This is a genomic window from Streptomyces sp. NPDC007856, assembly GCF_042868225.1.
Classification (GTDB): Bacteria; Actinomycetota; Actinomycetes; order Streptomycetales; family Streptomycetaceae; genus Streptomyces.
This window is the reverse complement of sequence record NZ_JBIAEC010000055.1, coordinates 1-13402: the sequence shown is the minus strand read 5'-3', so window position 1 is coordinate 13402 and position 13402 is coordinate 1. Positions and strand designations below refer to the sequence as shown.

Sequence of the window (13402 nt, the reverse complement as noted above, 5' to 3'; positions counted from 1 at the left end):
CGAACGTGGTCTATCGCAGCCTCAAACGCGACCGTCACGCGGCTCTCACCGAGGCCACTTGACACACAGAGGCACTCATCAGCGTCTCCAACGGCACCCCTCGGGACCGGTGACACCACCCCCCAGGTCATCCGTTCGACAGGGGGGACCAGCCATGCCGGGCCCGGAGGCCAGCGGCCCTCTTGCAGGACCGCGGAAAACATAACGGGGGATGGGTGGTGGTGTTGAGGCGACGGCTGGCGCTCCCGGCGAGGCCGGGGTGGCGCCGCGCCGAACGTGCGCCTTGGCGAGCGGCGGATGGCCGCTCGCGGTCCAGGTGGAGGTGGCAGCCGATGCGCCCGGCGCGTCGGGTCGCACCGGCCCCCAGAGGCGTGCCCTGGTGGCATGGGGCGGCCCCCCGCTCCTGTGCCTGAGGAGCCCGGCGGGGACTGTGGGGTGGGATGTGTCAGACCTTGCCCTGCAGGCGCCAGACCTGGTCGGTCTTGGTGCCGAGGACGCTCGCGCTGTCGCACGTCATCTGGACGATGGACGTACGGGCCGCGCTGGAGCCGTTGCTGACGTCGGCGCACTTGCCGCTGTGCACGGCGACCAGTTGGTAGTCCTGGCTGATGCCGAGGGCGGTGACGGGCTTGAGGGTGAACATCTGGTTGGTGGCACCGTTGCAGGTGTACTGGATGACGGAGGCGCCGTCGGCGGTGGAGGCACCCTTGACGTCCAGGCACTTGCCGCTGAGCTCGTTGACCACCGTGTACGTGTTGGTGCGTCCGGCGACCGGCTTGAAGTCGAGCATCTGCTGGTAGCCGCCCTCGCAGTAGTACTGCTGGTACTGCGTGCCGTCGGCGGTGCTGAGGTTGGTGTCGTCCAGGCACTGGCCGCTGTTCTCGCTGACCGCGGCGGTGGAGATCGTCGCGTTGGATGGCGGGAGCAGGGTGACGGTGTACCCGTCCTTGGCGTTGCTCCACGGGATGCTGACCGAGGCGGCGTTGTCGGAGACTGTCAGGGTGCTGTCCGAGATGGTCGTCGGGCCGGTGACGGCGGCGCCGCTGTTGTAGGGGATCCGCTGGACGACGGCGCGGACCTTGCCGTTCTCCACTACCGAGGTGGTGTTCAGGCCGGTGAGGTTGACGGTGACGTTGCCGGTGTTGCCGTTGCTGCCGAGCAGGACCTTGGCGTTGCCCGCTGCGTTGTCCTTCGTCGCGAGCCCGTCGGTGTTGGTGCCCGGGGTGAGTTTGACAATGTTGCCGGACTGTGAGCCGTAGTAGCGGTACATGAACCACTCACCCAGCGGCAGGTACTGTCCCAGGCTGTTCTTGGTGAGCAGGTTGGCCAAGTCGTCGTGCAGGGCGGTGCCGGAGGCCCAGTTGCCGCGCAGGCCGTCGACGCCGGCCCGCTCCAGGCGGCCGATGTACCAGCCGCCGCCGGCGGGGTTCTGCTGGGACAGCGCGCCGTACTCGTTGATCTGGTACGGGCGAGTGTTGGTCAAGCCCGCGGCGGCGAGGGTGGAGTTGGCACTCGAAGCGCCGGAGACCGGGTCGGCCGGCTCGGAGTGCCAACTGTAGATGTCAGGGGCGACGTTGTTGGCCTTGACGTAGTTCAGGTAGGTGGTCCACCAGGAGTTGGAGGAAGTGGGCTGGTGCGCGATGCTGGGGCCCACGATCAGCTGGCCTGGGAACGCCGCCCGGACCCTGGCGTAGAACCGCGACCACATCTGCAGGTACTGGCTCTGCGAGGCGCCCCAGAAGGGCGGGTTGTCGGGTTCGTTCCACAGGTCCCACTCGACCGTCATGTTGTTGGCCTTGACGTCACTGATCAACTGGGTGACGAAGTTGTCGAACTGAGTCCAGTTGCCGTTGTCACCGGGCCAGCCCTGGGTGGTGGTGCTGTCGGCGCCCCACAGGTCGTGCGGGAGCAGGACGAACGTGCCGCCGAGGGCGACGGTGCGCTTGTACTGAGCGAGGGTGGCGTGCCAGCGAGTCTGGTAGTCGGCGAGGCTGGTGGCGTAGCCGCCGTGGTTGAGCTGTGCTCCGCCGGCCCGCATGAAGTGCCACTTGATGTCTTCGAAGAAGTGGTTTTGGGGCAGCGAGCCGTCGGGGGTCATCCCGTAGATCATGCCGGAGGCGCGGTAGGTGGGGGCCCCTCCGGCCGTGGCGAAGTCGACGGAGACGCTGGTGTCCGCGGCCTGCGACGGGCCGGCGGGCACCAAAGTCGTGGCCAGCGCGGCCAGGAGGACGGCTGCGGTCGAGGTCGCTCGGCGTCCGGTGCGGATAGCGGGTCCGGGAAGTGTCCAGGGCGATGTCATGGTGCGGCTCCTGCGTGAGCGGGGCGGGGTACCGGGACCGGACGTCCCGGGGCTGTGGGAAGACAGCCGGTCAGCGGCCGTTCCGGTGGATGTGAGCTTCGGCGAGGAGGAGGTAGCTGCTCGCGGTCCAGGTGTAGGCGCGATCGCGCAGGCCCGTTCCGGTGAGGGCATCGAAGTTCTCGGCGAAGCCGTGGGTTTCGCACAGGGCGCGGAAGCGGGCGCTGATCTCGTCGGCCAGGCGGTGGTGGCCGGCGCGGCGCAGTCCGTCCTCGATGAGGATGGTGGCGGGGGCCCAGATCGGGCCGCGCCAGTAGCCGTCGGAGAGGTAGTGGGGTGAGGCGGGGTGTTCGGTGGCCAGTCCGTACGGGGTCAGGTGGGTCTCGATCCGGGCGGCCAGGGTTTTGCCGATGTTCTCAGGCAGGTACTCGCCCAGGGCCATCGGCATCAGGTCCAGCAGGCTGGAGCTGTCCCAGGTCGCCAGGCTGTCGACGCCGCGGGCCACGAACCGCTCTCCCGTCCACAGCTCGTCGAGCATCGCGGCCTGGGTCGCCTCGGCGGTACGAGTCCAGCGCCGAGCCTCGTCGGGCAGGTCCAGTTCAGTGGCCAGTCGGGCGAGTTCGCGAAGCTGGAGTACGAGGAAGGCGGCCAGGTCGGCGGTGGCGACCACGCGCTCGGCGTCGAAGGTCGTGGCGTTGTCCCAGCCGCTGTCGTTGCCGTGCTGGTAGTGGGGCAGGGCGGCGCCAGGCGCGCGGCGGGCGGTCAGCCAGAACTCCGTCCACCGTGCCAGCCTGCCGTAGATCTCGGCCAGTTCGGTCCGCATGAGGGGCTCGGGAAGCCGTCTGCGCAGGTGGGACAGGGTCCAGCCGTGGATGGGCGGTTTGACGAAGTTGTACAGGACCTCGGAGTGGGTCACCGAATCGGGAAGGGCGCCGGTCTCGTCCTGGTGGTCGAAGGGCAGGGAGAACTGGTCCCGTGCCAGGGCGGGGGCTCCGGGCGCCAGGGCGAGGGCGTTGAAGCAGTGGTCCCAGCTCCAGACCTTGTCCATCCAGTGTTTGGACATGAGCACCGCGGGCCGGGTGACCAGGCCCGCCGGGCGGACCGTCGCCGACCACACGACGTAGGCGGCGAGTTCGGCCGCCGGCGTGGCGGACGAGAGCCAGGGGGCCACCGCGTCGACGAACGCGGCGAAGGCATGCTCCGCGGTCGCCACGACGGCGTCGAAGGTCTCGGAGGTCGTGTAGGGGCGGCGTGCGCCGTCCAGTTCCTCGATGGCCGCTTCCCAGACTCCGCCAGGGCCCGCGGTGACGGTGACGCCTCGTTCACCGGCGCCGAGGGCCTGACTGCCGGACACCTCGGCGACGGAACCCGACAGCACGGTGACCCGGTAACGGCGACCGGTCTCGTACGAGGTGAACACGTAGGCCCCGTCCACCGGATCGCGGTAGAAGTACGTGCCCGTGAAGGCGGTCAGGGCGTCCGCCGCCGCGTCGATGCGCAGGCCGAGTCCTTCGCCGCGCAGGCGGACGGTGTCCGGTGAGGCGTAGGCGAGGGCTACGCGCCCTTGCCCGCCGGTCCAGCTGAGCAGCCCCGGCGTCGCCTCGACGCGGGTTTCCGCGCGCTCGCCCGTCGTCGTGTCGAGGGGCGTGAAGCGCAGGATCGCGTGCATGCCGTTCTGGTGCGAGACGAGGTGGAGGTCCTCGGCCCGGGTCTTCTCCGCGAGCACGGGAGAGATGCCGAACCAGGAGCCGTACGTGCTGAACGGGATGTCGTGGACCGAGAAGGCCGGGCCGGATCGGGCGGCGGTCATGTGGCGTGACTCGTTTCTTCAGCAGGGGGTGACCGACGGTGGTCGTGTGGTGATCAGTCCTTGACAGCTCCGGCGGACACGCCGGCGGCGACGTAACGCTGGGCGAGGACGAGGATCACCGCGGCCGGCAACGAGGCCACGACGGCGGTGGCCATGATGGCGTTCCACTCCTGGTTGTTGTTGCCGATGTAGTGGTAGATGCCGAGGGTGATCGGCTCGTGGGCGCCACCGTTGACCAGGGTGCTGGCGAAGACGAAGTCGGACCAGGACCACAGGAACGCGAACAGCGACACCGTGACGACGGCGTTGCGGCTCATCGGCAGCACGATCGACCGGAAGGTGCGCCAGGATCCGGCACCGTCCATCGTGACGGCCTGGAGCAGTTCGCCGGGGATGCCGGACATGAACGCCGTGAAGATCAGGACCGCGAAGGGGACGGCCAGGGTGGAGTCGGCGACGATCAGGCCGGGGACGGACTGGAGCAGGCCGAGCTGGAGGTAGATGGCGTAGAAGCCCATCGCCATGATGATGCCGGGGATCATCTGGGCGGCCAGCAGGACGAAGCTGAGGATGTCGGCGCCGCGCGGGCGCAGCTTGGCCAGTGCGTACCCGGCGGGGGCGGCCAGGACGACGGTGAGCGCGACGGTGCCCAGCCCGATGACGAGGCTGGTGCCGAGGTAGGGCAATTGTTCGCCGAGGACGGTGCGGTAGCCGGCCAGGGTGCCGTGCACCGGTAGCAGGGCCGGCGGGCTCTTGCGCATGTCCTGGTCGCGGGTGAAGGACACGTTGATCATCCAGTAGACCGGGAACAGCATGACCGCGGTCAGAAGGACACCCGCAGTCGTCTTCACCCACGCGCGGCGACGGTTCGGGACCCATGGTGGACTCGTCATGACAGTGCCTGCTTTCGCTGGACTCTCAGGTACACCAGGCCGAAGACCAGGGCGGCGACGACGAGCAGGTTGCCGACTGCGGCTCCGGGGCCGAAGGCGGGCAGCAGGTTGCCGAATCCGAGCTGGTAGGACCAGGTGGCGAAGGTGGTGGACGAGTCCGCCGGGCCGCCCTTGGTCATGATCCAGATGATGTCGAAGACCTTGAGCGTGTACACCAGCCCCAGCAGCAGGGTGATCGCGGACACCGGGCGCAGCAGCGGGAAGGTGATGCTCCAGAAGCGGCGCCACGCACCCGCCCCGTCGAGCTCCGCGGCCTCGTAGAGTCCGGCAGGGATGGACTGCAGGCCGCTGTAGAGCACGACCAGGTTGAACGGGATGCCGATCCAGACGTTCGCGATGATCACCGAGGCCAGCGACCAGGAGGGTGAGGTCAGCCAGTTCACCGGCCCGACGCCGATGACGTGCAGGGCGGCGTTGACGACGCCGGAGTCGCTGTTGAGCATCCACGACCAGGTGGACGCCGACACGATCAGCGGCAGCAGCCAGGGCACCAGGAACAGGGCCCGCAAGGTGGCGGACAGCCGGAAGTTCTGGTTGAAGAAGACCGCGAGGGCCAGCCCGATGGCGTACTGGAAGACCAGGCACACGGCGGTGAACACCGCGGTGTGAAGCAGGGCCGGGGCGAAGGTCGGGTCGGCGAAGACGGTGCGGTAGTTCGCCATGCCCGTGAACGGCGCGTCGCCCTGGACGAAGGAGCGGACGGTGTAGTTGCGCAGGCTCAGGTCGACGTTGCGGTACAGCGGATAGGCGTAGAAGAGGGCGAGGTAAAGGATCACCGGGGCGAGGAAGGCCCAGGCGGCCCACTGCGTGGAGGTGGGCCGGCGGCGCTTCCCCCGGTGAGCCGGGGCCGGGGCGGCGGTGACCGCCCCGTTCCGGACGCGCACGGACCGGTGGGCCGGCATCTGTGTCGTGTGGTTCATAACGACCCTTGTGATCGGGCTACTTGACGGCCGACTGGGCCGCGGACAGCGCGTCCTTGGGTGACTTGGACCCGCTGAGGGCGGACTGGACGGCCTTCCACATCTGCTCGGAGATCTTGGGGTACTTGGTGCCCAGGCCGTCACTGGTGCGGCCCTTGGCCGCCTTGACCGCGTCCACCCACGGCTTCAGCTCGGCGTTCGCCGCCACCTGCTTGTCCTGGACGGCACCTGTGGGGGCCACGTACGACAGTGTCTTGTCGGTGAAGTTCAGATTCTGGTCGCTTGTCAGACAGGACACCAGCTTCTGGGAGGTGGCGTAGCGGCCGGTCTCCTTCTGCACCGGGACGGTCACGAACTCGCCGCCGGTCGGCGCCGAGGCATTGCCTCCGTTTGCGCCGGGAATGGGCAGCACGCCGTAGTCGAGGCCGCTCTTCTGGGCGTTCGCGAGCTGCCAGGTGCCGTTCTCGGCGAAGGCGTAGTCGCCGCCGGCGAACTCCTGCCAGCTGGTGGTCTGGGTGTTGTTGATGACCGAGTTGGGGGCGTAACCCTGCTTCAGCCAGTCTGTCCACAGCGACAGCGCCGCGACGCCCTCGGGCGAGTCGAGCTGGGTCAGCTTCGCGCCCGAGCCCCAGAACCAGGGCAGGAATTGGAAGCTGCCCTCCTCCGTGCCGATCGCCGAGTAGGTGATGCCCTTCTTGCCCGCCTGCTTGACCTTCGCGAGCGCCGCCGTCAGCGACTTCCAGTCCTTGACCGAGGAGACGTCGACGCCGGCGGCCTTGAGGACCTTCTTGTTGTAGTAGAGAGCGAGGGTGTTTGCGCCGATCGGCGTGCCGTAGGTCTTGCCGCCGGACTGGCCGGCCGCGAGCAGGTTGGGATCCACCTTCGAGGTGTCCAGTTTGATGTCGTCGGTCGTGGTGAGCGCCCCGGCCTCCGACAGGGTCGACACCACGGGATTGTCGACGATCATCACGTCCGGGGAGTTACCCTGCTGCGCCGCGAGCAGCGCCTTGTTCGCCAGGTCGCTCGTATCGAACGCCGTCCGTTTGATCTTCACGCCGGCACCCTGGCCGCAGACGTCCAACAGGTGTGCCCAGGCCGAGCTCCTGTCGAACTGCGGGTAGGGGTCCCAGATGGTGTAGGTGCCGCTGCCTGCGCTCTTGGTGTCGCTGCTGCCCGAGCCGGCGGAGCAGGCGGTGGCACCGGCAGCCACGGTCAGGACGGTCAGGGCTGCGGCGGTCAGACGACGGTGTCTTGAGAAGCGGTTCATCGAGGGTTCCCTTGTTCTGTTCTGGACATGCCAGTACTGAGGGCGCGGGGTGGTGAGGAGAGACGGGCACGGAGAACGGCACCGCTGAGCAGTTCGGGCGCCGGGTGATGGGGAGCGGTGTGTGAGGTGGGGTCAGAGGGTCGTGACGGGACCGTCGCCCGTGGTATGCGTGGCTTGCGCGGGCCCTGTACTCGCCCGCAGAGAGATCGGCGGCGCCAGGAGATGATGCCGGGGCGGAGCGCCGGGATGGCCGAGCCGCTCCACAAGCAGTTCGACGGCGCGCCGGCCCATCTCCTCCGCCGGTACGTCGGCCGCGGTGAGCTGCGGGGTCACCGTCTCCGCCCACCGGCCGGCCACGACTCCGGTGACGGAGACGTCGCACGGCACATGGCGGCCCGCCTGGGCGAGCCCCCTGTAGAGACCGCCGAGCGCGGCCTCGTTCAGCGTGACCAGGCCGGTGGTGGCCGGGTCGTCGTGCAGGATCCGCTCCAGACATGCCTGGCCGGAGGCGGCGTCGTCCCCGCAGCAGTAGGTCCGCACCGTCAGCCCACGCTCGGCCGCGGCCTTGGTGAAGCCCTCCAGGCCCCGGTGCGCGGACTCGTACCCGGCCCGCAGCAACTGCTCGGGCCGGTTGACGAACGCGACCCTACGGTGGCCGAGGTCCGCCAGGTGGTGCACGCACGCCGCCGCCAGCGCTGTGTGGTCCAGGCCGACCCACCAGCCGCGTTCCGGATCGGCGGTACGACCGATGGCGACGGAGGGGAAGTCCAGGGCGGCCAGGTGATCGACCCGGTCGTCCGCCAGCCTGATCTCCATCAGGATCGCGCCGTCGACCCGCCGCTCGCCCAGCAATCGCTGGAAGGAAGGGTCACTGTCCGCGCCGCTCGGGGACAGCAGAACGTCGTAGTCGTAGGCCGCCGCTGCCTCCACCACGCTGCCGATGAAGTCCAGCTGCATCCCGGTGTAGTGGGTGCCGGCCGGCGGGAACACCAGGCCGATCGTGCTGGTCCGCCCGTTCGCCAGAGCGCGGGCACTAGCACTGGGCCGGTAGCCCAGCTCGTCGACGACCTGCTGGATCTTCCGGCGCGTCTCCTCCGAGACCGGCCGCTTGCCGCTCAGCGCGTACGACACGGTACTCCGTGAGACACCGGCCAGCCGGGCGATCTCACCGATGTTCACGGCGGCTCCTTGCTCGAACCGATTCGGCAACTGGCCGTTCCCCCGTGCCGATCGGTGCTCAGGTCGTGGATCAGGGAGGCGAGGCGAGCCGGGCTGTCGAACCGGTTCGCGTCGAGGTGACCGTAGGAACTGCCCGCAGGCCTGTCAACACCTTTGACACCACTTCTTCCCATCACGTCGATGGCGGGAAAGCCTTTCGCCGCAGGGATTGAGGCCCGGACTTCCCAGTGCTAGCTTCACCGAACCGGTTCGATCAGCAGATCCTTACCGACGCCCGCCGGTCCCCTTGCTCCACAACCCGGGGCAGTGGGCTTGTGCCCGACCACCTCGACGGGCCGCCGCGCCTCTGCGACGCGCCTACAGAACCGGTTCGACACGCACCGGCTACCCAACGGATCGAGGACGCCATCCATGCCATCCGCCGACAGATCCAACCGACGGCGCACAGCTCCGGCCGCGATGGCCGTGGCCCTCGGCGTGGGCCTGCTGACCACGCCGGCCGCTCCCGCCCAGGCGGCGGACGCGCCCAGGCCCACCGCCCGCTACACCTTCGACCAGGACGACTTCGCCTCGGGAAAGATCACGGACAGCTCGGGCAACGGACTCACGGCGAGCCTGGTCAACGGCTCGACCGCCCAGTCGGTCGAGGGTACGGACGGCGGCAGGGCACTCGCCCTCCCCCGCGGGGCTCCCGGCTCGAACGGCGCCTATGTGCGGCTGCCGAGGGAAGTGCTCGGGGGCCGGCCCTGGCGTGGCAGCTCTACGCGCTGCGTCGCAGCTACCCGGCCGGGTCTGCTGCACGATCGGGTGACATCTTGACCTGCCCCACGGTTTGGGTTCCAGCGGCGGTGGCTAACTGGCGGCGGGGATGGTGTCTTGCTCGAAGAGTAGTTCGTACTCGATCGGGGTGCGGTAGCCGGGTGCTGAGTGGCGCCGCTGTCGGTTGTGGAAGACCTCGATGTACTCGAAGATCGCGTTCGCCAGCTCGACCCGGGTCTTCCACCGTTTGCGGTTCAACAGTTCGATCTGCAACTGCTCGAGCCCTTCGGTATCGGCGTGGACACGGCCGCGGAGATCCTCGTCGTGACTGGCGACAACCCCGAGCGGATCAAGTCTGAGGCCGCCCTCGCCAAGCTCGCGGGCGTCGCTCCCGTGCCCACCGGCTCCAGCATGACTGGCGGCAGACACCGCATCAACCACGGTGGCCACCGTCGGCTGAATGCCGCAATCTACAGAACCGTCATCGTCCGAATGCGGTTCCACCAGCCCACGATCGACTACGTCACCCGCCGCACCGCCGAGGGCAAGACGAAACGCGAGATCATCAGATGCCTCAAGCGCTCCGTCATCCGCGAGGTCTACCACCCGCTACGGCCGGCCCCACGGACAGCCTCCGCGTCGAGTTGACAACTTCTGAGGTTCAGCACATGAAAAAGGCCCTTGACCTGCACAGATTGGCAGACCAAGGGCCGTCCGAAGCTCACTGGGCCGTCTGTGGGCCGTGATCTCCCTCAGAGGCACGCTGAAACACGGTGTCGATGGCACGCCGGGCACGCTCGCGCGGGAGCGCCCCGCGGCGCGTGGCTGCAGGGCGCCTTGTGGGGTTCAGTCGATCTTCTCCCCGTTGTGCGTACCGCCCTTGCAGATGTTGTCCACCAGATCGGGCGTTCCGCCGCCCTGCTTGCACTGAGAAGGGGTGACGTAGGACGGGGCACCCTGTGCGGTGGCGGCGGTGGCTGTGGCGGCGCCTGTGAGGCCGAGTCCGGCGAGGGCTGCCGTAGCGATGACGGCGGCGAGGATTCGTCCAATGCGCATCTGGTTCCCCTTTCACGGATTACCTCGGTTGGGGCACTAGTCAGTTTGATCTTCACCCATGCGGGTGGCACGTCATATTGCGCCATTCGGGTGACCAGAGCATGGAAAAGGCCCCTGACCTGCACAGAAGGGCAGATCAGGGGCCGTCAGGGTCTCACTGGGCCGTCTCTGCGCCGTGATCTTCCTGCGAGGCACATTGAAACACGGTGTCGATGGCACGCCGGGCACGCTCGCGGCTGTCGGGCATCAGGTGGGCGTATACCCGCAGCGTCAGCGCCGGGTCGGCATGTCCCATGTACTCGCTGACGGCCTTGATGTTCTCGCCCGCGTCCAGCAGCGCGGAGGCGTAGAAGTGCCGGAGGGCGTGCATGCCGTGCTCACGCGCCGACTCGTACTTGCCGTCATCGTCCGCTTCCGGGATGAGGCCCGCAGCCGCAAGAGCAGGCTTCCACTCCTTGCCGTCAAGCCCCGGCTGCGCTCCGCTCCGCCGGGCGCGCTTCCCGGCTCCGCTGCGGGCGCCGCTCCTGCCTCCGGCCCGCTCCGCCCGCGCTGCGCCGACGCTCGCCCACGTGTGGATAGGGCCGCTGACCATGAGTCGATCACCGCACATCACGGCCACGGTCAGAACAGTGCCTCCGGCGGGGGATCGGCCGGCACCGGGATGGAGGGGCGCCGTCGCCGACCGCGGGTCCGTTGTGGCGGATGTTGGGGGGCTCCCATCCCGTCCACCATCGACCCAGGCAAAGCCGAGCAGACGCGGCCCCTGGCGTCCAGGTCGTTCGTACAGTGGCGCGCTCCACCTGGACGCCAGGAACCACGCCCGCTCCACGGTGTGTGGTCGACGGCGGACGGGATGGGATCTGGGGAGAGTGGTTGGCTGAGGAGGGATGATTCGGGTCATGGCAGATGAGTCGAGGCGTCCCCTCAGCGAGCTTCGTCAGGACGAGACCGTGCAAGCAACGATCACCAGTCACGAGCCATAGGGCCGCCGCGGAACTCAACGGCTCAAAGCCTGCACCGGGCGCAGCGCACCGTCGGCTCTGTTCTTCATCCTCGCGGGTTATCGCCCGGTCGCCGTGGGCTTGCGTCCTGTCATGCGGTGAGCAGGCGGTTGAAGAACGAGCGGTAGTGTTGCAGGGCCCTGCGCAGATCTTCGGTGTTCGCCTGCTCGCCCCGGTTCCACTGGCCTTCCAACTCGTGCTTCTGCTCGGCGAACGTCTCGGCGAGCTGCTGCATGACGTCGGCGACCAGGGAGTCGGCCGTGTGTACGGCGTCTTGGGGGTCGTCGACGAATTCGTTTTGAATCTCCTGCCACCGTTCGCGGAGATGCTCCTCTTCCTCCGGCGCGAGGAGGTGAAGAGTCTCGTCACCCGGTGCGGCGGCAGACTCGCGACCCTGCCCTTCGGCAGTCTCCTGAGACGGGGCTGCGCCCTCGCCGGGGTAGACAGGCACCTCGGACTGCGCCCGCAGTTCGCCCCCGGTGCCGGCGCGGGGCTGGGCCAGGTCCTCGGTAGACAGTCCCCTCTCGGTGGGGTCCGGTACGTGTTCGCGTTCCATGTCTTCTCCGTCCCTTCGTCCTTCGGGATCTGTCGGCATCGAGGTGGTGAGCGGGCTCAGGCCCGGGCATGGCGAGATTGACCACCGTCGGAAAGCAGCTCTTCGAAGAGTTCGCGGTAGTGCACCATGGCGCCGCGCAGTTGCTCGGTCGTGGCCTTGTGCTGGGTGCTGAGTCTGTCGATCTCGTGGGCGGCCCTATAGTGCTCCAGCGTGCGGCCGTGCTCGACTGAAAGATCCTTCATCCGCTGCTCGAATTCCCCGGTCGGGTAGCCGCGCTCGTGCATCAAAGAAGTGACCAGGCGGTCGGCGTCATGCACGGCATCGTCGGGCCGGTCCACGAACTCGTCCTGCACGCTGGTCCAGTCTCGGACGTACCGTTCCCGTACGCTGCTGGGCAGCGGCTTGATGTCGAGGGAGTCATGGCGCCTTTCCCGTGCACTGAGCTCGCGCTCGGCGGCCAGCCTGCTGTCAGCGCCCTCAACTGTTCGTTCGTACTCCGGGCCGAAGCGTTCGCGCAGGTGGCGGCGGCGCATGAGCAAGGTGGTCGCCGTCGCGACGAGAGCAATTACCACTACGACGGGGATGATGATCGCTAGAAGTGTCCCTGTTGACATGTGGTCGAGCCCCCTTGATTTGCCCTTTATGCACCACTTAGTCTCGTGTGCCCTTAGCGTTGCGGCCGAAACGGGGGCGTACGTGCCCCCCGCGTGCCCGATGCAGGGGCAAGGGACGGGGAACAGCGGAGAGCCGCGGTGATCGAGCCAGGAAGGCACAGATCAGCTCCTCGCCACGTCAGCCCCCATCCACATACGCGATCTTCCAAACTGGGGCTCTAGGCGCCGGCAATCAGACGGGCTGGAGCTTTCCCGTCGCGGTGAGGGTGACCGACGCTGTCCACCAGTCGCGTGATCCACACGGATCGTGCGTGGTGTGGTGCACGAACCGCACCAAGGTATTGGTCCGGAGCACCTGCTGTCCGGCCTGGTCCGCGGTGAGGGTCACTGTGACCATGCGGTGTGGGTCGGTGCCGGGTGAAGTCGGGACGTGCAAGTGTGCTCCGACTTCCCCGGCTGGGTACGACACGCAGTGAGTGTCGGCGCAGGCTCGCACTGTCGCCTGTGGGTGCGATCGCGTCCAGGCCGAGACGTTTAGTTGGACGGAGGGGAACGCATATATCGCCGAGGCCGCGCATACTGTCGGCTGGGTCGTGCACCCAGCAAGCGCACCGATCATGACCGTGCTGACCCCAAGCAGGCGGACCATGCTGAAGCGTGTCGCACCCGGCACCGTGAAACGAGGGCTCATATCCATGAGACCGCGCTGCACCGATTTTGGTTGCCGCTGACCGCAAAGCCTGCATCAGGCGACTGTGAGCGCTGGGCCGTCTGTGGGCCGTCCGAGGGCGGCCGACGACGACAGATGACGACAACCGCCGACAGCCCTCCCCCTGCTCAGCGACGGTGGTCTGGGCACCGGCGCAGGCGCCCATCACCGAAGCACAGTTGACAACCTGTGAGTCTTCATCTGGCTGGTCCGGGACCGGCTGGCAGGGTTGACGTCGGTCGCCTCGTCGTAGTCGTGACTCGTGACAAAAGTGGCCCCCAC

Annotated in this window: 12 protein-coding genes and 2 pseudogenes; 2 read left to right on the top strand and 12 right to left on the bottom strand. The window is 68.1% G+C overall.

Going from position 1 to position 13402, the window contains the following annotated elements:
* Positions 1–445: 445 nt before the first annotated feature.
* The 6 genes from ACFYOH_RS43515 to ACFYOH_RS43490 all read right to left on the bottom strand — a co-directional run bounded on the left by ACFYOH_RS43515 (position 446) and on the right by ACFYOH_RS43490 (position 8425).
* Positions 446–2299 carry an RICIN domain-containing protein gene (locus tag ACFYOH_RS43515; protein WP_388637582.1) on the bottom strand — a complete coding sequence of 618 codons (1854 nt, stop codon included), beginning with the start codon at positions 2297–2299 and terminating at the stop codon, positions 446–448.
* A 70-nt stretch (positions 2300–2369) separates the two neighbouring features.
* On the bottom strand, positions 2370–4106 hold the full coding sequence (locus ACFYOH_RS43510; RefSeq protein WP_388637579.1) for an amylo-alpha-1,6-glucosidase: 1737 nt from the start codon (positions 4104–4106) through the stop codon (positions 2370–2372).
* Between the two features lie 53 nt (positions 4107–4159).
* On the bottom strand, positions 4160–4999 hold the full coding sequence (locus tag ACFYOH_RS43505; protein WP_388637576.1) for a carbohydrate ABC transporter permease: 840 nt from the start codon (positions 4997–4999) through the stop codon (positions 4160–4162).
* Positions 4996–5979 (bottom strand): carbohydrate ABC transporter permease, encoded by a 984-nt coding sequence (locus ACFYOH_RS43500; protein WP_388637573.1) that lies wholly within the window; start codon positions 5977–5979, stop codon positions 4996–4998. The genes ACFYOH_RS43505 and ACFYOH_RS43500 overlap by 4 nt, the downstream gene beginning before the upstream one ends.
* 19 nt (positions 5980–5998) lie before the next feature.
* A complete protein-coding gene (locus tag ACFYOH_RS43495) occupies positions 5999–7246 on the bottom strand; it encodes an extracellular solute-binding protein (protein WP_388637570.1) in 1248 nt (415 codons plus the stop codon).
* 132 nt (positions 7247–7378) lie between these two features.
* The gene (locus ACFYOH_RS43490) at positions 7379–8425 is read right to left on the bottom strand and encodes a LacI family DNA-binding transcriptional regulator (RefSeq protein WP_388637567.1); all 1047 of its coding nucleotides are present in this window, start codon (positions 8423–8425) and stop codon (positions 7379–7381) included.
* A 411-nt stretch (positions 8426–8836) separates the two neighbouring features.
* Here ACFYOH_RS43490 and ACFYOH_RS43485 point away from each other — a divergent pair, with 411 nt between their 5' ends.
* Entirely contained in the window at positions 8837–9244 is a 408-nt protein-coding gene (locus tag ACFYOH_RS43485; protein ID WP_388637564.1) for a hypothetical protein, read from the top strand.
* 33 nt (positions 9245–9277) lie between these two features.
* On the opposite strand, the pseudogene ACFYOH_RS43480 reads toward ACFYOH_RS43485, so the two are convergent.
* Positions 9278–9457 (bottom strand): annotated as a pseudogene (locus ACFYOH_RS43480) (IS3 family transposase); the annotation flags it as partial.
* On the opposite strand from ACFYOH_RS43480, the gene ACFYOH_RS43475 reads away from it, so the two are divergent.
* Positions 9371–9832: a transposase gene (locus tag ACFYOH_RS43475; RefSeq protein ID WP_388637562.1), complete on the top strand. Its 462-nt coding sequence runs from the start codon at positions 9371–9373 to the stop codon at positions 9830–9832. The pseudogene ACFYOH_RS43480 and the gene ACFYOH_RS43475 overlap by 87 nt on opposite strands.
* A gap of 198 nt (positions 9833–10030) precedes the next feature.
* Here the strand turns inward: ACFYOH_RS43475 and ACFYOH_RS43470 are convergent, their stop codons facing one another.
* The 5 genes and pseudogenes from ACFYOH_RS43470 to ACFYOH_RS43450 all read right to left on the bottom strand — a co-directional run bounded on the left by ACFYOH_RS43470 (position 10031) and on the right by ACFYOH_RS43450 (position 12808).
* A complete protein-coding gene (locus ACFYOH_RS43470; RefSeq protein WP_365723798.1) occupies positions 10031–10240 on the bottom strand; it encodes a hypothetical protein in 210 nt (69 codons plus the stop codon).
* A 154-nt stretch (positions 10241–10394) separates the two neighbouring features.
* A pseudogene (locus tag ACFYOH_RS43465) lies at positions 10395–10697 on the bottom strand (tyrosine-type recombinase/integrase); the annotation flags it as partial.
* Between the two features lie 635 nt (positions 10698–11332).
* Complete coding sequence (locus ACFYOH_RS43460) at positions 11333–11797, bottom strand: hypothetical protein (RefSeq protein WP_388637559.1); 465 nt, start codon at positions 11795–11797, stop codon at positions 11333–11335.
* Positions 11798–11853: 56 nt separating this feature from the next.
* Positions 11854–12411 carry a hypothetical protein gene (locus ACFYOH_RS43455; RefSeq protein WP_388637556.1) on the bottom strand — a complete coding sequence of 186 codons (558 nt, stop codon included), beginning with the start codon at positions 12409–12411 and terminating at the stop codon, positions 11854–11856.
* Between the two features lie 232 nt (positions 12412–12643).
* On the bottom strand, positions 12644–12808 hold the full coding sequence (locus ACFYOH_RS43450) for a hypothetical protein (protein WP_388637554.1): 165 nt from the start codon (positions 12806–12808) through the stop codon (positions 12644–12646).
* Between the last annotated feature and the right edge of the window lie 594 nt (positions 12809–13402).

Coding starts and splice junctions, on each gene's coding strand:
- ACFYOH_RS43515 (WP_388637582.1), bottom strand. CDS start 2,299: ATGACATCGCCCTGGACACTTCCCGGACCCGCTATCCGCACCGGACGC.
- ACFYOH_RS43510 (WP_388637579.1), bottom strand. CDS start 4,106: ATGACCGCCGCCCGATCCGGCCCGGCCTTCTCGGTCCACGACATCCCG.
- ACFYOH_RS43505 (WP_388637576.1), bottom strand. CDS start 4,999: ATGACGAGTCCACCATGGGTCCCGAACCGTCGCCGCGCGTGGGTGAAG.
- ACFYOH_RS43500 (WP_388637573.1), bottom strand. CDS start 5,979: ATGAACCACACGACACAGATGCCGGCCCACCGGTCCGTGCGCGTCCGG.
- ACFYOH_RS43495 (WP_388637570.1), bottom strand. CDS start 7,246: ATGAACCGCTTCTCAAGACACCGTCGTCTGACCGCCGCAGCCCTGACC.
- ACFYOH_RS43485 (WP_388637564.1), top strand. CDS start 8,837: ATGCCATCCGCCGACAGATCCAACCGACGGCGCACAGCTCCGGCCGCG.
- ACFYOH_RS43470 (WP_365723798.1), bottom strand. CDS start 10,240: ATGCGCATTGGACGAATCCTCGCCGCCGTCATCGCTACGGCAGCCCTC.
- ACFYOH_RS43460 (WP_388637559.1), bottom strand. CDS start 11,797: ATGGAACGCGAACACGTACCGGACCCCACCGAGAGGGGACTGTCTACC.
- ACFYOH_RS43455 (WP_388637556.1), bottom strand. CDS start 12,411: ATGTCAACAGGGACACTTCTAGCGATCATCATCCCCGTCGTAGTGGTA.
- ACFYOH_RS43450 (WP_388637554.1), bottom strand. CDS start 12,808: ATGGTCACAGTGACCCTCACCGCGGACCAGGCCGGACAGCAGGTGCTC.